Origin of the sequence: Bradyrhizobium sp. HKCCYLR20261 (genome assembly GCF_051168435.1) — a bacterium.
Lineage (GTDB): Bacteria > Pseudomonadota > Alphaproteobacteria > Rhizobiales > Xanthobacteraceae > Bradyrhizobium.
In genome coordinates, this window is record NZ_JBNPUZ010000005.1 from 289,703 (window position 1) to 310,850 (window position 21,148).

Genomic DNA, 21,148 nt, shown 5'->3' on the forward strand with positions numbered 1-21,148 from the left:
GCCTCGTCAGCTCACGCGTTCGATCAATTCCATTGCGCCGGCCGGCGCGCGCACCTTGCCCTCGTGGATCACGTAGGCGAACACGTCGCGCGCTTTTTTCTTCGCCGGCTTATCGTCAACCCGCCGCAGGTCATCCGGTTCGCCACCCTCGGCCCACAGCTGCAAGCGCTTCGCCCAGGCATCGAGCTGCTTCGGCGGATAGCACGTCTTGAGCTCGTCATTGCCCTTCTGCAGCCGCGCATAGACGAAGTCGCCGGTGACATCGGCGATCGCCGGATATTTGCCGTGCTCGGCGAAAACCACGGGCGTCTCGAACTCGCGCAGCAGCGCGACGAACTCGGGCACGCAGAAGCTGTCGTGCCGGACCTCGACGACGTGCCGCAGCTTGCGGTTGTCGATCTCGCGCGGCAGCACTTCGAGAAACTTGCCGAAGTCCACCGCATCGAATTTCTTGGTCGGCGCGAACTGCCACAGCACCGGACCGAGCCGGTCGCCGAGCTCGAGCACGCCGGTGTCGTAGAAGCGTTTCACCGAGTCGCCGGCCTCCGCCAGCACCTTGCGGTTGGTCGCGAAGCGCGGACCCTTCAGCGAGAAGATGAAGCCGTCGGGCACCTCGCGGGCCCATTTGCGAAAGCTCTCCGGCTTCTGCGATCCGTAATAGGTGCCGTTGATCTCGATCGAGGTCAGCTTGGACGCGGCATATTCGAGCTCCTTCGCTTGCGGCAGCTTGTCCGGATAGAACACGCCGCGCCAGGGCGCGAAGGTCCAGCCGCCGATGCCGATATAGATCTGGCTCTTGGAGTGCGAGGCGCGTGCAGGAGCTTTGCTCACTGGATGTTCCGTTGCTGGCGGGAGGGAGGTTTGGCCTGTGGCAGAGTAGTCAACTGCGGCGCGTCTGACCAGTTTCGGCGGTGTTGCGTTGCCGCTCTTCCAGCCGTGCTGAGCCTCGTGTATCGAGGGGGCGGCTGGGAAGGGGAGATGTGACCATGAAAGCGGAATCGGTCGGCGGCCTGCTGGGCGCGATCGTCGGGGCGGCCGCGCTGGCGGCGGCGTTCTATTACGTTCCCGTCGGGCCGATGGCCCGTCCGGTGCAGCCGGCCAAGGTCGAGGTGCCGCCCACGCCCGTGCAGACCGTTCCGGTCGCGCCGGCCGTCCGTGGGCCGGTCGTGCGCGAGGTTCCGAACTAGGCAAAACTCCGGGCGGCCCTTGCATCTTCGCGGGGGCACCCCATCTAGGTAGGGACGGTGACGTCGAGCTCTCTGGGCTCCGGCACCGAGACGACCACGGCAGAGCGGTTGCGCCGGATGTACGCGCGCCCTTTGTTTGTGGTCGTTGGCATTTTGGGGCCTTGCCGGAACGGTGCAGGCCGGCACCACCGGCCGGGTTTTCTGCGCCATCCCCCAGCGGCCGTGCTTGGCAGTGCTGAAAGCGGCAGATATACGCATCGGCACCATGACCGAAGCCATCCGAACGGCCCCGCCAGTGTCCCTGCAAACCGCTGATATTCCGATCGTTTCGGTGGTCGTCCCGACCTTCAACGAGCGTGACAATGTCACCACGCTGTACCGGCGGCTGGAGGCGGCGTTCAAGGACGTGCCGTGGGAGGTGGTGTTCGTCGACGACAACTCCCCCGATGGCACCTGGCAGGTTGTGCGCGAATTGTCGCGTGGCGACAATCGCGTTCGCTGTATCCGCCGCATCGGCCGCCGCGGCCTTTCCGGCGCCTGCATCGAGGGCATCCTCGCCGCCAGCGCTCCTTTTGCGGCCGTGATCGACGCGGATTTGCAGCATGACGAGACCCAGCTGCCGAAGATGCTGGCGCTGCTGCAGAGCGGGGCGGCCGAGCTCGTCGTCGGCAGCCGCTACATCGAGGGCGGAAGTGCCGCGAGCTTCGACAGCAAGCGGGCAGGGGCCAGCGCCTTCGCCACCGAGATCGCGCGCCGCGCGCTCAAGGTCGAGGTCAACGACCCCATGAGCGGCTTCTTCATGATCCGCCGCGACCGTTTCGAGCAGATCGCGCCAAAGCTGTCGACGCAGGGCTTCAAGATCCTGCTCGACATCATCGCCAGCGCCGAGGGCGGGCTGAAGACCGTCGAGGTGCCCTATACATTCGGCTCGCGCCTGCATGGCGAGAGCAAGCTCGATTCGATGGTCGCGCTCGACTTCCTCGGCCTCGTGCTGGCCAAGATGACCAACGACGTCGTCTCGCTGCGCTTCCTCTTGTTCGCCATGGTCGGCGGCACCGGCCTGGTCGTGCATCTCGCCACGCTCTTTCTCGGTCTCAACCTGTTCGACCTGCCATTCGCCGAGGCGCAGGCGCTCGGCGCCTTCGTGGCGATGACCTCGAACTTCATCCTCAACAACTTCCTCACCTATCGCGACCAGCGCCTGAAGGGCTTTGGCATCCTGCGCGGCCTGCTTGCGTTCTATCTGGTCTGTTCTGTTGGCCTGCTCGCCAATGTCGGCGTCGCCTTCTCGGTCTATGACCAGGAGCCGATCTGGTGGCTGGCGGGCGCAGCGGGCGCGCTGATGGGCGTGGTGTGGAATTACGCGATCTCCGGATTGTTCGTCTGGCGCAAGCGATGATCCCTGCCACTGCTGGCGACGACACGCGGCTGGCGCGCAACGCCTGGCTGACCATTGCGGGCCTCGTCGTTGTCCGGCTGATCGCGGCCGCGGTCACGCCGATCACCTTCGACGAAGCCTATTACTGGATGTGGTCGAAGCATCTCGCCGGCGGCTACTACGACCATCCGCCGATGGTCGCGGTCGTGATCCGCCTGGGCACGATGATCGCCGGCGACAGCGAGCTCGGCGTGCGCTGCGTTTCGATCCTGCTCGGCTTGCCCATGAGCTACGCAGTCTATCGCACCGCCCAGATCCTGTTCGGCAGCGTGCGCGTGGCAGCCACGGCGGCGATGTTGCTCAACCTCACCCTGATGGCCGCAGTGGGCACGCTGATCGTGACGCCCGATGCGCCGCTGCTGGTGGCGTCGAGCTTCGTACTGTTCTTCTGCGCCAAGCTCGTGGAAACGGGCAGGGGCGTATGGTGGCTCGCGCTCGGCGCGGCCGTCGGCGCAGCGCTGCTGTCGAAATACACCGCGATGTTCTTCGGCGCGGCGATCCTGATCTGGCTGCTCGCCGTCCCAAAGATGCGGCCCTGGCTGGCTTCGCCCTGGCCCTATCTCGGCGGCGCCGTGGCGTTTGCGATCTTCTCGCCGGTGATCCTGTGGAATGCCGATCACCAATGGGTGTCGTTCATCAAGCAGCTCGGCCGCGCCAAAATCGAGGATTTCCGGCCCGTCTTCATCGCCGAGCTGATCCCTACCCAATTCGTCTTTGCGACGCCCCTGATCTTCATCCTCGGGGTGATGGGTCTCTACGGTCTGGCGCGGCGCCGGGCAGGGGATGCGGCGGGACGCGTCCTGATCGAGGCGATGGTCTGGGTCATCGTCGCCTACTTCTTCTGGCATGCGCTGCACGCCCGGGTCGAAGCCAACTGGTTCGCGCCGATCTATCCGGCCTTCGTGCTGGCTGCCGCGGCGGCCGCCCATGCTATGACCTGGTCCCCGCGTGAGCAGCGCACCGCAGCGTTCTGCCTGCGCTGGGCGCTGCCGGCCGGCATCGTCATGTTCGTCGCCCTGATCGTGCAGGCCGACACCGGCGTGCTGTCCGGCTACAAGCGCGACGCCACCGTGCGCAGCGTCGGCGTCGGCTGGCGTCCCCTGGCCGCCGAGATCGAGGCGGCGCGCCGGCGTGCCGGTGCGACCTGCGTGCTCGCCATGGACTACGGCACTACCGCGTGGCTTTCGTTCTATCTGCCGCGCGGCACCTGCGTGCTGCAGCCGATCCAGCGCATCCGCTGGGTCAATTTCCCGGAGCCGGATCCGGCGCAACTGGCGGGCACGCAGCTGTTGGTGGATGAGGCGCAGATCGGGCCGCGGTTCTATGTCACGAACACATTCGGCCGGGCCGAAAAGATCGGCGAGGCCGAGCGCAAGCGCGGGCCCTTGACCATCGAGACCTATGCCTTCTACGCGCTCAGCGAGCCCAAGCGCGACGTGCTCGACCGCACGCCGCCGCCGGAGTTGCAGCGCTGACGCTCGCGTCAGGATTGCTGTGGAATGATATCCGCCAGCGACGGGTCCTGCGCATGGATCCCCACCATGTTGATGCCGGCGTCCACTGTCTTGTAGCCGCGGCGCTCCAGCCATTGCCGTAACTGGTCGGCATCGGTCTTGATCTTCTCGATCAGCATGATCGGCGTGCAGCGCTCGATCATCGCCGCGGCCCCTTCCAGCGCCTCCAGCTCCATGCCCTCGACATCGAGCTTGATCAGGTCGCAACGCGGCAGGTTGAAATCGTCGAGCGGAAGCTTGCGCACCTCGACCGTGTTGTTTCCATAGTCGATCGGCTGGCCGATGAACTCGGTGTTTGGCCGCTGGCGCAGCTCCAGGCTGCCGAAGCTGGACGGGGTCAGATAGTCCGGACACGGGATGTTCAGCACGCCGCGTTCGGACGACACCGCGGCATGGATGGCGATCGCATTGAAGCAGTTGTTGATCGCGACGTTGCCGGCGAGCGCGTAGTAGATTCGCTCCTGCGCCTCGATCGACAGCACCGATCCCCAGCCGGTCATCGCCTTGGCCCATTCGATCGTATGGACGCCGATATTGGCGCCGCAATCGATCGCGACCGCGCCGTCGCCATGATGCTTGCGGCGGATGGCGAGCATGCGCACGGCCAGCTGGACCTCGGAGGGGTCGAAGGCGCCGGTCTGCAGGAGCTGGTAGCCGACGCCGTAGCCTCGGTTGGCGTCGACCATCCGATAGTCGAGCCGGTTCACGATCATCGTGCCGTGGTTGCTGGAGGCGAGAACGAAGGCCAGCTTCCGGTCGGGAATCTGCATGGGTGTCCTTATCGTGTCGTCGCGGCAGGAAGCGGACGCGGTACGATGTGCCGACGAGGCGTTGCGGAGAATCGGTCGCTACCATACTGCCGTCGTGGCCCTGGCGGCGCAAAATCCGGAAGGTTACGGGGGCGGGCAGGGTTCTCAAACCTTGGAAAACCGCGCATTGCTTGCGGCGAGTTGGTGAAAGACCGAGATGATCGGCCGCACAGCGGCGCCGCAGCCCAATCGTTAACGCCGCGTGCGATGTTTTACTGATCCGCACCGAGTAAAACCGCACCGTCTCCGGAGTTGTGCGGGGCTGATTTCCCGGCCCGGAGCGCAATTTTGCCCTGTTTCCGCCCTGTTTGGCGGCAAAACAGAGCTCCATGGTTAACCCGCCCTTAATCCGCCAAAACTTAATCAGCATTTAACTAAAAGTCGCCTTAATGAAGCTCTGTGCTTCTGCGAGATGCAAAGCGGGTGTCCGTGGCGCATCGAGCGAGAGTTTCAAGTCTTCGTTCGGGCGTGAGTAAATGAGTAACAGTCGAGCTGCGTTGGCCGCACGAAATCGCAGGAAGTCCTCCCTGATCGCTCTCTCTCACAAATTGATCGGTGGCGCGGCAATCGCATGCCTGATCGGGGGCTGCGCGGTGACGGTCTATACCAAGATCATCGCGGCCGACGCCTATCCGACCCTTGGCCCCTCTGTTGGCAGCATCGAGCAGGATGAGCCCGTCGCGCGCCCGGCGCCGCGGATCGCGACCCGCAGCGCCGCGGAGGCCGTCGGCGACGCGTTCTCGGCGCTCCCGGAATCGCCGCCGGTGACGACCGTCGCCGCGATCACGCCGCAGATGTTCAATGACCGCTTCGGCGCAGCCGTGCCCCAGGGCGTCGCCTCCAACGCGGCCGCCGGCGCACCGCCGCTGCCCAGGCTCGCCGACACTGCGCCCAAGCTGCCCGACCTGAAGCTGGCCGATGCCAAACCGGCCGAGACCGCCAAGGTCGCCGACGCGCCGAAGAAGGACGCCCGGCCGCCGATGCAGCTGGCGCTCGCCAATCCCAATCCGAAGCAGGCGCCGAAGCCGCAGGCCGACGCGCCGGCGCAGGCGACTGATGCCAATGCTTCGAAGTCCGGCGGCTTCTCGCTGCGCGCCATGACCGAACGCGCCAAGGCTGCCGTGATGTCGATCGCCGGCGAGCGCCACTCGATCCAGGAGAAGCTCTGGGGCAAGCCGGAGAGCCAGGAGGGCGGGCTCCTGGCCTACGCCTCGGCCGACTCCAACATCACCGCCTCGATCGCCAAGGATCCGACCCGGGGCGGCCGGCCGCCTTACGATTTGAGCACGGCGGTATACGACATCTCGGCCAAGGCGGTGTATCTGCCTGACGGCACCAAGCTCGAGGCGCATTCCGGCCTCGGCGAGAACCTGGACAAGCCGAGTTCGGAGAAGATCAAGATGCGCGGCGTCACGCCGCCGCACATCTACGAGCTCAAGCCGCGCGAGGCGCTGTTCCACGGGGTGCCGGCGCTGCGCCTCAACCCGATCGGCGGCGAGGATGCGATTCACGGCCGCAACGGCCTGCTGGCGCACACCTTCATGCTCGGACCGAACGGCGACTCCAACGGCTGCGTGTCGTTCCGCGACTACTACGCCTTCCTCGATGCCTACAAGAACAAGGGCATCCGCAAGCTCGCCGTGCTCGCCCGCATCGATTGAGGCGGGCAGGGGACGACGCGGCGTCGTCGTCATTGTCGTCCTCACAATCAATCGTCGTAGGGCGAGCCGCTCCAAATCCGGAACGTCGTTATCAATATGCTGCGCGATACAGCGCCCTCTCCCCTTGTGGGAGAGGGCGCATTCACGGGCAGAGCCGTAGGGTGGGCAAAGGCGCGGCACGCCTCGCTCCTCGCGAATGCTGTTAGTTGACGCCGTGCCCACCATCTTTTGATAAAGCCTGCTGCTCGACGGTGGGCACGCTGCCGCCTTCGGCGGCTGCTTTGCCCACCCTACGATTTCCGTCTTTTGCAGCCGCGACATCGCGTTCTCGCGGCGGATGACGCCCGAGTCTTGCTGATCACATCGCCCTCGACAATTGTGAGAGGGCGCGGGGAATGCCGGGTGAAGGCCTCACCCATGGCCCGCCTGCGGAAAAAAAGCAGGCGGCAGTCACCACAGGTGCAGCCGGACACGCCGGCATTCCCCGCGCGATGGCGTTACGGCTTATACGTGGTCTCCCTGGTGCGCCGGGCTTTCTGGCCACCATCGGTCGGAGCATGTCGGGCCCCGAACCTTGACACCAGCATCGGGGTGTCAGGACATCACGACTTCACCGTGCGCACCGGATCGTTCGTCCGCATGATCAGATCACGCTGCGACCGGCGCGCCCACCGCATCCCGCCCTCCACGTTCGTGACGATCGCGAGGCGCCCCCCTCATGAGAGCAGGACGGGCCCAGATTGCACGATTTCTGATTTTTGGAAAGTAAAAAATTGGCGCGTTTCGGCTGATCGGCGCGATCGCCTTGGCGGCATTGATCAAATGAGCTTCATCGCGCACGCGTTTTTCTGACGATTGGAGCGCGGCCTGCGTCGCGTGCGGTTCGGACTGCGCAACTGATTTGCCCGTCGAGCAGGGTTCGGCGGAGGGCAACCAGGCGCGGGAACATGCGTCACCGACCGTCAGCGCCATCGGGTGAGACACGTGATCGCGACGACGCAACCGATCCGTGCGGGGCGCGTTGCTCCTCACGAGTCGAGGATCGAGAACCGTGATGGACAATCCACCCTTCAGAATGAATCGCCGCGACCTGATGGTCGGCGGCGCCGTGTCGGTGGCCGGGCTGGCGATGCCGTTCTCGCCCGGCGCCTTTGCAGCCGAGCCCCGCGAGGCGGTGCCGCCTGCGACAACCAGAGTCTCCCTCGCGGTCAATGGCAGCATCAGGGAACTCGAGCTCGACACACGCACCACCTTGCTCGATGCGCTGCGCGAGCATCTCCAGCTGACCGGAACCAAGAAGGGCTGCGATCACGGCCAGTGCGGCGCGTGCACCGTGCATGTCGACGGCCGGCGCATCAATTCCTGTCTGACCTTGGCGGTGATGCACGAGGGCGATGCGATCACCACGATCGAGGGGATCGGCACGCCCGACCACCTCGCGCCGATGCAGGCCGCCTTCGTCAAGCATGACGGTTTTCAATGCGGCTATTGCACGCCCGGACAGATCTGCTCGGCCACCGCCGTGCTCGACGAGATCAAGGCCGGCATTCCGAGCCACGTCACCGGCAGCCTGACCGAGCCGCCGCAACTCACCCGTGATGAACTGCGCGAGCGCATGAGCGGCAACATCTGTCGTTGCGGCGCCTATTCCAACATCGCCGAGGCTATCCTCGAGGTCGCGGAGAACAAGGCATGAAGCCCTTCACCTATGAGCGCGCCCAATCGCCGGCGCAGGCGGCCGCTGCCCTCGCGACCAAGACCGGCGCCAAGTTCATCGCCGGCGGCACCAATCTGCTCGACCTCATGAAGCTGCAGATCGAGGCGCCCACGCATCTCATCGATGTCAATGGCTTGGCGCTGGACAGGATCGAGGATACCGGCGACGGCGGCGTGCGGATCGGCGCGCTGGTGCGCAACACCGATCTCGCGTCCGACGCCCGCATCCGGCGCGACTACGGCCTGCTGTCGCGGGCGCTCGTCGCCGGTGCCTCGGGGCAGTTGCGCAACAAGGCGACCACGGCAGGCAATCTGCTCCAGCGCACGCGCTGTCCGTATTTCTATGACACCAACATGCCCTGCAACAAGCGCCGGCCCGGCAGCGGCTGCTCGGCGATCGACGGCTACAGCCGCCAGCTTGCGGTGATCGGCGCCAGCGAGGCGTGCATCGCCACGCATCCGAGCGACATGGCGGTCGCGATGCGCGCGCTCGACGCCAGTATCGAGACCGTGAAGCCGGATGGTGCGACGCGCAGCATCCCGATCGCGGCGTTCTATCGCGAGCCGGGCACGACGCCGCATCTCGAGACCGCCTTGGCGGCGGACGAACTGATCACCGCGGTGACCTTGCCGAAGCCGATCGGTGGCACACAGATCTACCGCAAGGTCCGCGATCGCGCATCCTACGCCTTCGCGCTGGTCTCCGTGGCCGCCGTGGTTCTGCGCGACGGCTCGGGACGCGTGGCGCTGGGTGGCGTCGCGCACAAGCCGTGGCGGCTGGATGAGGCCGATGCGCAACTCGGCCAAGGCGCCAAGGCTGTCACGGCACGGCTGTTGGCCGATGCCAAGCCGACCAACGACAACAGCTTCAAGATCCGTCTGGCCGAGCGAACTCTCGGTGCCGTCATCGCCGAAGCACGAGGCTGAGCCATGAAGTTCGACACTCCCGCCACCGCCAATCCGATCGATCAGCAGAAGGTCGTGGGCCGGCCGACCGATCGCGTCGATGGCCGCTTCAAGGTCACCGGCACCGCGCCCTATGCTTATGAGCGCCACGACGTCGCGCCGAACCAGGCCTATGGCTACGTGCTCGGCGCCGGCATCGCCAAGGGCCGGATCCGATCGATGGATCTGGGCAAGGCCAAGGCGGCGCCCGGCGTGATCGCGATCGTCAGCACGCTCGACATGGACAGGCTCGAACTCGGCCGCATGAACACCGCCTCGCTGTTCGGCGGGCCGGAGGTTCAGCACTATCACCAGGCCATCGCGCTGGTCGTGGCGAAGACGTTCGAGCAGGCGCGGGCTGCGGCTTCGCTGATCGACGTCGACTATCAGAAGCAGGAGGGCCGGTTCGATCTCGGCGCCCTGGCCGGCAGCGCGCCGCCGGTCACCGGCGACAGCGGCGAGGGCAGCGGTGCGAAGCCGGTCAACGGCATCGGCGATTTCGAGGGCGCGTTCGCGGCCGCCCCGGTCAAGCTCGATGCGATCTACACGACGCCCGACGAGAGCCACGCGATGATGGAGCCGCACGCCAGCATCGCGGCGTGGGATGGCGACAAGGTGACGATCTGGACCTCGAACCAGATGATCGCCTGGGGTAAGGGCAGCATCGCCAAGATTCTCGGCATCCGCCCTGAGAACGTGCGTCTCGACTCGCCCTTCATCGGCGGCGGCTTCGGCGGCAAGCTGTTCATTCGCGCCGACGCCGTACTGGCGGCACTGGGCAGCCGGGCTGCCAAGCGCCCGGTGAAGGTCGCGCTGCAGCGGCCGCTCGTCATCAACAACACGACGCACCGTCCGGCAACGATCCAGCGCATCCGCATCGGCGCGTCGCAAGACGGCAAGATCACCGCGATCGCGCATGAAAGCACGTCCGGCAATCTGCCCGGCGGCCGGCCCGAGACGGCGGTCGATCAGACCAAGTTGCTCTACGCGGGCGCCAACCGGCTGACCGCCATGAAGCTCGCCGAGCTCGATCTGCCCGAAGGCAACGCCATGCGCGCGCCCGGCGAGGCGCCGGGCATGATGGCGCTGGAGATCGCGATGGACGAGATGGCCGAGAAGCTCGGCCTCGACCCGGTCGACTTCCGCATCCGCAATGACACGCAAGTCGATCCGGAGAATGCCGAGCGGCCGTTCTCACAGCGCAATCTGATCGGTTGCCTGCAGCTCGGAGCGGAGCGCTTCGGCTGGGACAAGCGCGCTGCACGGCCTGCGCAGGTCCGCGTCGGCCGCTGGCTGGTCGGCATGGGCATGGCGGCGGGTTTTCGCAACAACCTGCTGCAGAAATCCGCGGCGCGCGTGAAGCTCGGCCGCGACGGCATCGTCACGGTCGAGACCGACATGACCGACATCGGCACCGGCAGCTACACGATCATCGCGCAGACTGCGGCCGAGATGATGGGTGTGGCACTCGACCGCGTCGTGGTGAAGCTCGGCGACTCCGACTTTCCTGTATCCGCCGGCTCGGGTGGACAATGGGGCGGCAACAATTCGACAGCGGGCGTCTATGCGGCATGCGTGAAGCTGCGCGAGGCCGCCGCGGCGCGGCTCGGCTTCAACTCATCGGAGATCGTGTTCGCCGACGGCGAGGTCCGCGCCGGCAATCGCAGCGCGCCGCTGACGCAGGCGGCGGCCGATGGCGAGCTCGTGGCCGAAGATGCGATCGAATATGGCGATCTCGCCAAGACGCATCAGCAATCGACCTTCGCGGCGCACTTCGTCGAGGTGGGCGTCGATGCCGCGACCGCTGAAGTGCGGGTGCGGCGCATGCTGGCGGTCTGTGCGGCGGGGCGCATCCTCAATCCGAAATCGGCGCGCAGCCAGGTGATCGGCGCGATGACCATGGGCGTCGGCGCCGCGCTGATGGAGGAGCTTGCTGTCGATCGCCGCTACGGCTTCTTCGTCAATCATGATCTCGCCAGCTACGAAGTCCCGGTCCATGCCGACATTCCGCATCAGGAGGTCATCTTCCTCGACGAGACCGATCCGATGTCCTCGCCGATGAAAGCCAAGGGTGTGGCCGAGCTCGGCATCTGTGGCGTCGGCGCAGCCGTGGCCAATGCCGTCTACAATGCCACCGGCATTCGCGTGCGCAACTATCCGGTGACGCTCGACAAGCTCATCGGTGGCTTGCCGGAGGTTGCGTAAGCCGCGCCATGTTGCTCCGCCTTGCTCCGACGCGCAGCGGGGCGAAGGCCGCTGCTCTTGACGATCCCGGCAAAATCTGCGCATAGGACTGCCCCATCGCAACTGGGCCGCCGATCATCTCCGGCCTGCTGCTCTCGAGGATCACGACCGTGTCGAGCCTAGGCTCACATTTTGCGAACGCCACCACCAGCGAACGACCCTTCAATCGGTCGGGCGGCTGGTCGGGTCTGCGCGTCGCCTGTCAAGGTCCGCGCTATCTGGTGATGGCCCCGAAATGGTCGGGCCTGCGGATGTCAGCAAGATCATAACAGCGGCGGGATCTCACCCTCCGCACATTGAGCGGAGGGTCTGATGACCCGGACAATCAGCGAAGAGACCGATATCTGCGATATGTCACGTGTGCTGGCCTCGCCGGTCGCGACGGCCTTCGTGCGCATCGCGATGGCGTGCCGCGGCGTCACCGAGGCGCGCGCCCGGCAGCTCTATCTCGATTACATCAACCGCGCCCAGCCCAACGGCGCGCCGGCGGCGCGCGACTGATTGCGCTTGGCGTCAAGGCGCGGATATCGCGTCTAGCCTGTCTGATCGGCGTGTCATGGGCGCGCCAACGAATCTCGATACGGTCGACACGGAAAGGAGGTCGACGATGTCCGCAACTCATCCCGCACTCGTTCTCAACGCCGACTTCCAGCCGCTGAGCTACTTTCCGCTGTCGGTGTTCAGCTGGGAAGATGCGATCAAGGCCGTGGTCAGCGAGTCCCACGTCGTCGTCGCCGAGTACGACCGGGTCGTTCGCAGCCCGAGCGTCACCATGCGGCTGCCGTCGGTGATCGCGCTGCGCGACTATGTGAGGCCGGCGATGCGCGTGCCGTTCACGCGCTTCAACGTCTTCCTGCGCGACCGCTTCGAATGTCAGTATTGCGGTGGCCGTTATCTCCACGGCGAGCTGACGTTCGATCACGTCGTGCCGCGCGCCGATGGCGGCGAGACGTCGTGGACCAACATCGTCGCGGCCTGCAGTCCCTGCAATGTGCGCAAGGACCGGCGTTACCTCAAGCCGCGGCGGCCGCCGTTCGAGCCGACACGGCACGAGCTGATGGCCTCCCAGCGCCTGTTCCCGCCGCGTTTCCTGCATGTGACATGGCAGGACTATCTGTATTGGGACGTGGAGCTGGAGCGATGATGAAAAGCGTGTAGTCCGGATGAGCCTGCGTCGAGGCCCGAAGGGCGTCGGCGTAGGCGATATCCGGGTTCTCGTCGGCTGCGCTTGTGAACCCGGATGTCGCTTCGCTCATCCGGGCTTCTGTAACGGGCCTTGGTTTGTCAATCCCAATTGCATGTCCTATCGCCGGGCCCTTGCTTCTGTACGGGGTCGGCGCATGGCCGCCACCTGTTGGGCTGCGTAAGAGGATCCGGCCGGCCAATCTACGGAGAGCGTGGTTGTGAACCGACTACCCGGATGGCGGCCTGACCGGATCCATCGTCCCGGCGAAGGGACCCTGCTCGGGGAGAGCCTGGTGTTGTGGCCCGCCCAGAACTCGATCGATGCTCCCTTACTTAGGCTGCGGCAGGCTTAGCCTTGGCGGCCGGCTGGGCCGTGACAGGCTTGGCCGCGGGGTTGAAGGGCATGTTGTCGGCGAGCATGCGGTGAAGGATCACGGCAAGCTTGCGCGCCAGAGCCACCTTGGCCTTGCGCGGACCGGCGCGCCTGGCGACCCGCATTGCCCAGCTCTTTAGCTCTGAGCAATTTTTCACCGGCTTGGTCAGCATGATGTGCGCCGCCTGATAGAGCGCCTCGCGCACCGATGCGTCGCCGACCTTCGTGATGCGGCCGCTATAATCGGTCTCGCCGGACTGGTATCGTCGCGGCGTCAGGCCAAAATGTGCGCCGGTCGCCTTGGAGGATCGGAAGCGTTTGGGGTCGTCAATCGCGAACACGTAGGTGAGCGCGACGATCGGACCGACCGCCGGCGTGCTCATCAACAGCTTGGCCTGGGGATGGGCCTTCGCGAGCTGCTGCACCTGCCTGTCCAGCTTCTTGAACTCGCGCAGCAGCACCGCATGAGCCTCGAGCAGCGCCTGCACGACCAGCGTCAATCCCGGATGGCCATCCACCAGCTCCTCGACGCGCTTTGCGAAGCTGCGCTCGGTGGTCTTGCCGACCTTCAAGCCGAAGCCTCGTAGCACGCCGCGCAAGCAGTTATCGATATCGTGCAGCTTCGATTGCAGCAGCTTGCGGGCCGTGAGAACCGCACGCGTCTCCTGCGCCTCGATCGATTTGCAATGGACGGGCCGGAACCAGCCGAGTCGCATCAACTGGGCAATGCCCCTGGCATCGTTGCGGTCCGACTTCACCGACATCGCCCTGAAGGCGTCACGCACGTGCCGCGTCTCCAGCAATTCGACCTGCAGGCCCGCCTCCCGCATCGCCGCATACAGCCATTGCGACAGCGGCCCTGCCTCCAAGCCGATCCGCTCAATCTCGAGGCCGAGCTGCTTGAACCAACCGATCAAGGCCGCTGGCTCACTCTCGACGGGAGCCTCCCGAACGATATTGCCTCCTCCATCGACGATGCAGACCGCAGAGGATTTCAAAGACACGTCAATTCCGGCATAGTGGCTCATGGTCGTCCCCGAATGATGCGAGGAGCGGGCTTGCCCGACTCCGTTTTGAACACCATCAATTTGAGGGACGACCACCTCTCCGCCAACCGAGCGTCTCGCGAGCGCGCTTATAAATCGCGCCGTAGCGAGCGAGACGCTCGGGTGGTCGGCCCGTTACCCCATCTACGAAACGGTTTGCATATAAGCGGCCGTCATTCCTGGGCGCGCATAGCGCGAGCCCGGAATCCATAGTCACATCTGGTCATGTGGCGCGAGATGCGAGTGGCCAAAGTCTTCGACCAGCTGCCGTTCGTGGTTATGGATTCCGGGCTCGCGCTGCGCGCGCCCCGGAATGACGATGTGGATGTAGTTGAACCAGTCACGATCGACCGATCCAGAATATTCGACGAAGCGACAAACTAACACTTGCATCGACATATTAGTTGATCTATGTGCACCGTCCTTCGCTTCGGACATGGGTTCGGGCTCGCTGAGATCCCGACTGGTGCGCGCCGGTTTCCGGTGGCGTATTCCGCTGAAGAGAGGATGTGCTTCGAAGCTCATGGTGAGCATCGGGTGTGAACCCGACGGCATCGGTTCGAATCCGATCGACGCAACCAAGGATAGCTCAGTTGGTTAGAGCAGATGATCATGAATCATCCTGTCGCGGGTTCGACTCCCGCTCCAGCGCTCCGCGCATTAGCCTTGCAAGCTAATTTCCTCTGACGAGGACCGGACGCGCGCTTCAGTCGCGGTCCGGCCGTTTTGCTCGAAAGAGCAGTTCGACCTGATCAGGACACTGCAGAGCCGGCTCTGTGCCGCGGTGGATACCGCGTCGCGTATGGCCGGGACAGCCCGCGCATCGCCACGTCCGCTTCGGCGGCTGTGAGGTGTGCAGGCGCCCGGTCGCACCCGACGCTCAAGCCGTGGCCCGCTCGGTTCAGGCAGGAAGCGCCGTCCGGTCCTCACGTCCTTTGAATTTCAAACTGCTGCAGGCAGAGGCCGGCAGCCAACAGAGCAGGGCCCGGCATCCGGCCGGACCTTGCGTGACAGGAGAGTGCCATGAGCTGGCATGTGATGATGAAGACGCAGACGGTGGCGGATGGGGAGCGGGCGCTGGTCTGGCGCAACGGCCAGCTCGTGCGCGTGCTCGGCCCCGGCCGTCATGCGCTGCTCGATCCGCTGCACCGGCTGACCGTGCAGGTGTTCGACGTGGTCAAGGCCGAATACCCGGCTGATCGTTACGCGGTGCTGAAGGCGGCGCGGCCCGATCTCGCGGCCGAGCTGTTCGAGGCGGTGGAGACTGGCGCGAACGAGATCGCGATCGTGAGCCTCGACGGCCGGCCGGCGCACCTGCTGACGCCGTGGCAGACCCGCGTCTACTGGAAGGTGGCGACGCGGGTCGAGGTCGAGCGGATCGACGTCACCAGCGACGTGCGCGTGAGCGCGCGCCACCTGGCGATGATCGAGCGCAACCGCCCGGGCATCGTGACCGAGGCCGTGGTCGAGAACCACGAGGCCGGTCTGCTCCACGTCGACGGCAAGCTGACGGAGCGGCTGGCGCCGGGCCGGCATGCGTTCTGGGCGATCGGTCGCAAGATCGAGATCAAGCGCCTCGATCTCAGGCCGACCGCGCTCGAGATCACCGCGCAGGAGATGCTGACCAAGGACCGCATCGCGTTGCGGGTGACCTTGACGGCGTTCCGACGGATCGTTGATCCGGAGGCGGCGGTGGCGACGACGCCGGACGTGGATGCGTGGCTGTACCGGCTGGTGCAGTTCGCGATCCGCGAGGCGGTGGCGTCACGCACGCTCGACGAGGTGCTGGCGGCGAAGGCCTCGCTCGATGCCGAGCTGCGTGACTACGTGCGCGCGCGGCTCGATGGCTCGGGTGTTGAGGTGACGGAGCTCGGCGTGAAGGACGTGATCCTGCCCGGCGAGATCCGCGAGCTCGTCAACAAGGTGGTGGAAGCGGAGCGGCTGGCGAAGGCCAATCTGATCCGCCGCCAGGAGGAGACCGCGGCGACGCGCTCGCTCCTGAACACCGCCAGGTTGATGGAGGAGAACCCGCTGCTGCTGCGGCTCAAGGAGCTGGAGTCGCTGGAGCGCCTCGTCGAGAAGGTCGGCCGTATCGACCTGCACGCCGGTGAGGGTGCGGGCCTGGATGCGCTGCTGACAAGGCTGGTGCGGCTGAAGGCGCCGGATGCTGCGTGAGCGGCCGTGCAGGTCGGAGGTTGATAAGAAAGGCCGCCCACGGGCGGCCTTTTGTTTGTTAGGAGTTGTCTTAACGAGGAGTTGTAATCCCAACTCGGTTTTGGGAGTATGGATTCCGGGCTCTCGCTGCGCGAGCCCCGGAATGACAAGTGGATAGAGGTCGCGCTCTCTCCGCTCGTCATTCCGGGGCGCCCGAAGGGCGAGCCCGGAATCCATAACCACGGCTGTCCGATGGCGTATTACGTCTATCTGCTTGCTAGCAAGAAGCACGGCACGCTTTATCTCGGTGCGACGAATGATCCCGTCCGGCGGGTGTACGAGCATCGTACCAAGGCCACGCCGGGGTTCACCTCACGCTACGACGTCGGCAAGCTCGTCTGGTTTGAAGTCTATGATGATCCCGGCACCGCCATCACCCGCGAGAAGGAGCTGAAGAAATGGCGGCGAGATTGGAAGATCAGGCTGATCGAGGAGCAGAACCCGAACTGGGATGATCTGTATCCGGGGATCTGTAGATGAGCAGCAGGGCTCAAATGCTCATAATGCGTATGGATTCCGGGCTCGCGCTTCGCGCGCCCCGGAATGACGAGTGGAAGGACCGCGTGCTATCTGCTCCCGTCATTCCGGGGCAGCCGCGCAGCGGCTGAGCCCGGAATCCATAGCCACGAAACTCCATGATGTGCTTCGGCGGTCCCACATCGTCAAGATTGCTCATCATTAGTAGACTCCTCGCTTTACAAAGCCGAAATCACCCTGTATCTCCACGCGCCAAGTTCAATGCGGATGATCCGCAGCGAGAGACCCATGTCGTATCCGACCCCACGCCACATCAAGGACAGCGCGCTGCCGCAATCGCGGCGCCGTGAGCTGGTCCTGCGCGTGCTGGCGGTCTCCGCAGCAAACGCACTACCCGTCAATATCAGACTGATAGCCTAACGCGGCAGCGGGATCGTCCCTCTGCCGACCCGGCCAGAGCGACGATCATCCCGAGACTGGACCCCCTTTAGGGAGTCCTCCCTCAACTCAGATCCACCTCCTGGCCTGCACCACCCGCTTGCGCGACGGTTCGCGCGAGCGTCGATCGCGGAGCGCGTTCGGGCGCTCCGTGTCCTGATGCGAGCAAGAGAGGAGGATCCGATGCGAGCCGATCCCTACAAAGACCGAGCGCGAGAGCTGGCTGTCGAGGCCGGGCTCGATCCCGATGCGCGCATCGAACGGCCGGGACAGCGCTCGATGCCGTTGTGGTGCACGTTCCGTGACGCCGCGCGCAAGGAGCAGCTCGCGCGTGAGGCCGAGGCGCTGGCCGATACGGTGGCGAGCCGGCCGCAGGCGGCGCAGTACCAGAACAGCCCGCTGAAGGTGTTCGGGACTCATGAGGACGCGACGATCGCGCAGATGCGCAACTGCATGGCGGTCGGCAATGCCGTGGCCGGCGTGATCTGCGCCGACGGCCATCTCGGCTATGCGCAGCCGGTCGGCGGCGTGATCGCCTATGAGAAGCAGATCAGCATCTCAGGCGTCGGCTTCGACATCGGCTGCGGCAACATGGCGGTGCGGCTCGACACGCCGTTCAGCGCGATCGAGGACAAGGTCGGCGCGATCATCAAGGACGTGTCGAAGGTGATCTCGTTCGGCGTTGGCCGCAAGAATGCCGAGCGCGTCGAGCATGAGCTGTTCGACGATGCCGATGCCTGGCGGGAGTCCGACATGGACGCCTACCGGCAGAAGGCGGTCGGGCAGCTCGGCACGGTCGGGTCGGGCAACCACTATGTCGATTTGATGCGCGACGAGGACGGCTTCGTCTGGATCGGCGTGCATTTCGGCAGCCGTGGTCTTGGCCATACCTCGGCGACGCGCTACCTCAAGGCCGCCGGTGGCAAGGACGGCATGAACGTGCCGCCCGCCGTGGTCGACGAGGACTCGGAGCTCGGGCAGCGCTACATCGCCGCGATGCAGCTCGCCGGGCGCTATGCCTATGCGGGCCGCGAGTGGGTGGTGGAGCGCGTGCGCCAGATCATCGGCGGCGCGGTCACCGACAGCGTGCACAACCACCACAACTACGCTTGGCGTGAGACCCACGATGGGCGCGATCTGTGGGTGGTGCGCAAGGGCGCCACGCCAGCCTTTCCGGGCCAGCGTGGCTTCGTCGGCGGCTCGATGGGCGACGACGCCGTCATCATCGAGGGCGTCGAGTCGGAAGAGGCCAAGGCCTCGCTGTACTCGACGGTGCACGGCGCCGGGCGAATGTTCGGACGGCGCGAGGCGAAGCGCCGCTTCACCCGCGTCGAGATGGACGAATGGCTGCAGAGCCGCGGCGTCACCTTGATCGGCGCCGATCTCGACGAGAGCCCGATGGCCTATCGGCGTCTGCCTGAGGTGCTGGCCGAACACGCCGGCTCGGTGAAGGTCGTGCATACGCTGCGGCCGTTTGCCGTGGTGATGGCCGGCGAGGGCGAGTTCGATCCGTTCAAGGATTGAGCGAACGTAGCCCGCATGAGCGCAAGCGACATGCGGGTTCACATTTGCAGCTCGCGAGACCCCGGATGGCGCATCCGCTCGCGCTCTGGTGGGCGCGGTCGGATGCGCATCCGGGCACCGCGGCTCGATCATGCGAGAACGGAGGCTTCGATGAGTACGATTAGCTGGAGAGCGAAGAACGTCGGAACCATTGCTGGATTCCTCTCGGCGGCCGAGTGCGCCGACTACGTCAGGCTGGGCGAGGAGATCGGATTTTCCGAGGCGCCGATCTCGACGCTGGACGGGATGGTGATGATGAAGGACGTCCGCAACAACGACCGTGTCATGGTCGATGACGCAGGGCTCGCCTCGGCGCTCTACAACCGGCTCTCCGGCTATCTGGCCCCGCTGTTCCTGAAGAAATGGACCCCCTGTGCGCGGAACGAGCGGCTGCGGCTGTATCGCTACGACGTCGGGCAAACCTTCGACTGGCATCTGGACGGATATTTCGAACGTCGGAATGGCGAGCGGAGCCACTTCACCTTCATGGTCTATCTCAATGACGACTTCGAAGGCGGGGCAACGTCGTTCAAGGACGGCTATGGCGCAGCAGCGGTCGGTGATCCCTTCCGGATCACCCCGCAGCAGGGCATGGCACTGCTGTTCCATCACCCGATCATGCATCGTGGCGATCGGGTGACGCGGGGACGCAAATACGTGCTCCGGACCGACGTGATGTACCGGCGGACGAGGTGAGAGGGCAAACTCTCTCCTCGTCATTCCGGGGCAGCCGCGCAGCGGCTGAGCCCGGAATCCATAACCACGAGCTTTGGTGGGGCGAAGACAAGCGCCACGGCCATCTCGCGTCTCATAGACCCCTGGGGCTATGGATTCCGGGCTCTCGCTGCGCGAGCCCCGGAATGACGATTGGAGAGAGCATCGGCTGTGAACGCACGCGTCGCCAGCGGCGACAAACGACTCTGTTCAAGCACGAGAACCGCCATGATCGACGGAAACACTCTGATCGCCTGGGGCTTCAAGCCGGGCCGCTGGTTCAAGGACGGGCTGGCGACGGCGAACGCGATGCGCGCGAATGGAGCGGATGATGACGCGATCTTCGTCGCGCTGCAGGCGCTGCAGCCGGCGGAGGCGTTGATGCGCACCAATGGCGTGCCGTTCGCGATGCTGATCGAGGCCGAGAACGAAGTCGAGCGAGCCAATGTCGCGGCGGTGGCGCAGCATATGGACGCGTTGATGCGGGTACCGACCATCGTCGCCGGCGCCGTGATGCCCGACGCATGCCCGTCGGGCACGGCGCTCGGCACCATCCCGGTCGGCGGCGTGGTCGCCTGCGAGGATGCCATCCATCCCGGCTTCCATTCGTCCGACATCTGCTGCTCGGTGGCGGTGACCGTGTTCGCGCGCAAGGACGATCCCAAGCGCATCCTCGATGCTGTCAGCGCCGTCACTCATTTCGGCCCCGGCGGACGCGACCGGCTGCACCAGCCGCCGGACGAGGTGATGCAGGGCTTTGACGGCAACCCGTTCCTGAAGGGGCTGGAGCGCTTCGCGATCGGCCATTTCGCCACGCAGGGCGACGGCAATCACTTCGCCTTCGTCGGTCATCTCAAATCGACCGGGCAGGCGGCGCTGGTGACGCATCACGGCTCGCGCGGCTTCGGCGCGCAGCTCTACAAGCGCGGCATGGCCGTGGCAAAGCGGCACGCGGCGATCCATGCGCCGAAGGTCCCGGAGCACTCAGCCTGGATCAAGGCGTCGAGCGACGACGGCCGCGCCTATTGGGACGCGCTGCAGGTCGCGCGACTGTGGACGCGCGCCAACCACCACGCGATCCACGATCTCACGGCGGCCAGGCTCGGCAATGCCGTCGCCGACCGCTTCTGGAACGAGCACAATTTCGTCTTCCGCAAAAGCGATGGCCTGTATTACCACGGCAAGGGCGCAACGCCGAACTGGTCCGGCTTCTCGGCCGACGATGACGGCCGCACCATCGTGCCGCTCAACATGGCCGAGCCGGTGCTGATCATCAGGCATCGCGACAACAAGGAGGCGCTCGGCTTCGCGCCGCATGGCGCCGGCCGCAACCTCGGCCGCAAGGCGTTCTTGCGCGAGCATCGCCCCGAACTGCCTGATGGCATCGATGCGCGGTTCTATTGCGGCAAGCCCGATTTGTCGGAGCTGCCGCAGGCCTACAAGAACGCAGCGTCGGTGCGGGCGCAGATCGCCCGCTTCGGGCTAGGCCAGGTCGTCGACGAGGTTGTGCCTTACGGCTCGATCATGGCCGGCGATTGGGAGGACGATGCGCCGTGGCGGAAGAAGCGTTGAGCACGGCGCGCGGGTGATTGCGCAGCGCGCGGTGTTCGGTCATCCTGGCGAT

General features: G+C 65.4%; 20 protein-coding genes and 2 tRNA genes. 17 read left to right on the plus strand and 5 right to left on the minus strand.

The genetic code is table 11. The annotated features are described in order from the left end of the window. Positions 1-6: 6 nt before the first annotated feature. On the minus strand, positions 7-831 hold the full coding sequence (locus tag ACQR1L_RS13980; RefSeq protein ID WP_434858531.1) for a DUF72 domain-containing protein: 825 nt from the start codon (positions 829-831) through the stop codon (positions 7-9). Positions 832-986: 155 nt separating this feature from the next. On the opposite strand from ACQR1L_RS13980, the gene ACQR1L_RS13985 reads away from it, so the two are divergent. The 3 genes from ACQR1L_RS13985 to ACQR1L_RS13995 all read left to right on the plus strand — a co-directional run bounded on the left by ACQR1L_RS13985 (position 987) and on the right by ACQR1L_RS13995 (position 4,100). Beyond that, complete coding sequence (locus ACQR1L_RS13985; protein ID WP_434858532.1) at positions 987-1,187, plus strand: hypothetical protein; 201 nt, start codon at positions 987-989, stop codon at positions 1,185-1,187. A 265-nt stretch (positions 1,188-1,452) separates the two neighbouring features. Further along, positions 1,453-2,586, plus strand: coding sequence for a glycosyltransferase (locus ACQR1L_RS13990; protein ID WP_434858533.1), 1,134 nt, complete (start codon positions 1,453-1,455; stop codon positions 2,584-2,586). Continuing rightward, complete coding sequence (locus ACQR1L_RS13995; protein ID WP_434858534.1) at positions 2,583-4,100, plus strand: glycosyltransferase family 39 protein; 1,518 nt, start codon at positions 2,583-2,585, stop codon at positions 4,098-4,100. The genes ACQR1L_RS13990 and ACQR1L_RS13995 overlap by 4 nt, the downstream gene beginning before the upstream one ends. Before the next feature lie 8 nt (positions 4,101-4,108). On the opposite strand, the gene ACQR1L_RS14000 is transcribed toward ACQR1L_RS13995, so the two are convergent. Beyond that, positions 4,109-4,909, minus strand: coding sequence for an FkbM family methyltransferase (locus tag ACQR1L_RS14000; protein ID WP_434858535.1), 801 nt, complete (start codon positions 4,907-4,909; stop codon positions 4,109-4,111). Positions 4,910-5,424: 515 nt separating this feature from the next. Here ACQR1L_RS14000 and ACQR1L_RS14005 point away from each other — a divergent pair. Then, positions 5,425-6,609 (plus strand): tlde1 domain-containing protein, encoded by a 1,185-nt coding sequence (locus ACQR1L_RS14005; protein WP_434858536.1) that lies wholly within the window; start codon positions 5,425-5,427, stop codon positions 6,607-6,609. A 648-nt stretch (positions 6,610-7,257) separates the two neighbouring features. On the opposite strand, the gene ACQR1L_RS14010 is transcribed toward ACQR1L_RS14005, so the two are convergent. Further along, entirely contained in the window at positions 7,258-7,581 is a 324-nt protein-coding gene (locus ACQR1L_RS14010; RefSeq protein WP_434858537.1) for a hypothetical protein, read from the minus strand. 82 nt (positions 7,582-7,663) lie between these two features. Between ACQR1L_RS14010 and paoA the strand changes: the two genes are divergently transcribed. The 5 genes from paoA to ACQR1L_RS14035 all read left to right on the plus strand — a co-directional run bounded on the left by paoA (position 7,664) and on the right by ACQR1L_RS14035 (position 12,658). Then, positions 7,664-8,305, plus strand: coding sequence for an aldehyde dehydrogenase iron-sulfur subunit PaoA (gene paoA, locus ACQR1L_RS14015; protein WP_434858538.1), 642 nt, complete (start codon positions 7,664-7,666; stop codon positions 8,303-8,305). Further along, on the plus strand, positions 8,302-9,252 hold the full coding sequence (locus tag ACQR1L_RS14020; protein ID WP_434858539.1) for an FAD binding domain-containing protein: 951 nt from the start codon (positions 8,302-8,304) through the stop codon (positions 9,250-9,252). Before paoA ends, ACQR1L_RS14020 begins: the two co-directional genes overlap by 4 nt. A 3-nt stretch (positions 9,253-9,255) precedes the next feature. Further along, positions 9,256-11,475 (plus strand): aldehyde oxidoreductase molybdenum-binding subunit PaoC, encoded by a 2,220-nt coding sequence (gene paoC / locus ACQR1L_RS14025; protein WP_434858540.1) that lies wholly within the window; start codon positions 9,256-9,258, stop codon positions 11,473-11,475. Between the two features lie 351 nt (positions 11,476-11,826). Next, a complete protein-coding gene (locus ACQR1L_RS14030) occupies positions 11,827-12,015 on the plus strand; it encodes a hypothetical protein (protein WP_434858541.1) in 189 nt (62 codons plus the stop codon). 106 nt (positions 12,016-12,121) lie between these two features. Further along, positions 12,122-12,658, plus strand: a complete 537-nt coding sequence (locus tag ACQR1L_RS14035; protein WP_434858542.1) for an HNH endonuclease — start codon at positions 12,122-12,124, stop codon at positions 12,656-12,658. A gap of 374 nt (positions 12,659-13,032) precedes the next feature. Here the strand turns inward: ACQR1L_RS14035 and ACQR1L_RS14040 are convergent, their stop codons facing one another. Together ACQR1L_RS14040 and ACQR1L_RS14045 are read right to left on the minus strand one after the other, a co-directional pair. Next, complete coding sequence (locus ACQR1L_RS14040) at positions 13,033-14,100, minus strand: IS110 family transposase (protein WP_434858543.1); 1,068 nt, start codon at positions 14,098-14,100, stop codon at positions 13,033-13,035. Positions 14,101-14,331: 231 nt separating this feature from the next. Further along, entirely contained in the window at positions 14,332-14,643 is a 312-nt protein-coding gene (locus tag ACQR1L_RS14045) for a hypothetical protein (RefSeq protein ID WP_434858544.1), read from the minus strand. Here ACQR1L_RS14045 and ACQR1L_RS14050 point away from each other — a divergent pair. The 8 genes from ACQR1L_RS14050 (at position 14,629) to ACQR1L_RS14085 (ending at position 21,096) form a co-directional block, all read left to right on the plus strand. Then, positions 14,629-14,699 (plus strand) — tRNA-OTHER (locus tag ACQR1L_RS14050). The two genes, ACQR1L_RS14045 and ACQR1L_RS14050, sit on opposite strands and share 15 nt — an antisense overlap. Before the next feature lies 1 nt (position 14,700). Next, positions 14,701-14,766 (plus strand) — tRNA-His (locus ACQR1L_RS14055). A 375-nt stretch (positions 14,767-15,141) separates the two neighbouring features. Next, complete coding sequence (locus tag ACQR1L_RS14060) at positions 15,142-16,293, plus strand: slipin family protein (protein ID WP_434858545.1); 1,152 nt, start codon at positions 15,142-15,144, stop codon at positions 16,291-16,293. Positions 16,294-16,524: 231 nt separating this feature from the next. Continuing rightward, positions 16,525-16,812 (plus strand): GIY-YIG nuclease family protein, encoded by a 288-nt coding sequence (locus ACQR1L_RS14065; RefSeq protein WP_434858784.1) that lies wholly within the window; start codon positions 16,525-16,527, stop codon positions 16,810-16,812. A gap of 285 nt (positions 16,813-17,097) precedes the next feature. Next, on the plus strand, positions 17,098-17,229 hold the full coding sequence (locus tag ACQR1L_RS14070; protein ID WP_434858546.1) for a hypothetical protein: 132 nt from the start codon (positions 17,098-17,100) through the stop codon (positions 17,227-17,229). 201 nt (positions 17,230-17,430) lie between these two features. Then, positions 17,431-18,771, plus strand: a complete 1,341-nt coding sequence (locus ACQR1L_RS14075) for an RtcB family protein (RefSeq protein WP_434858547.1) — start codon at positions 17,431-17,433, stop codon at positions 18,769-18,771. Between the two features lie 150 nt (positions 18,772-18,921). Next, positions 18,922-19,506 (plus strand): 2OG-Fe(II) oxygenase, encoded by a 585-nt coding sequence (locus tag ACQR1L_RS14080; protein ID WP_434858548.1) that lies wholly within the window; start codon positions 18,922-18,924, stop codon positions 19,504-19,506. Positions 19,507-19,752: 246 nt separating this feature from the next. Continuing rightward, positions 19,753-21,096 (plus strand): RtcB family protein, encoded by a 1,344-nt coding sequence (locus ACQR1L_RS14085; RefSeq protein ID WP_434858549.1) that lies wholly within the window; start codon positions 19,753-19,755, stop codon positions 21,094-21,096. Positions 21,097-21,148 lie beyond the last annotated feature (52 nt).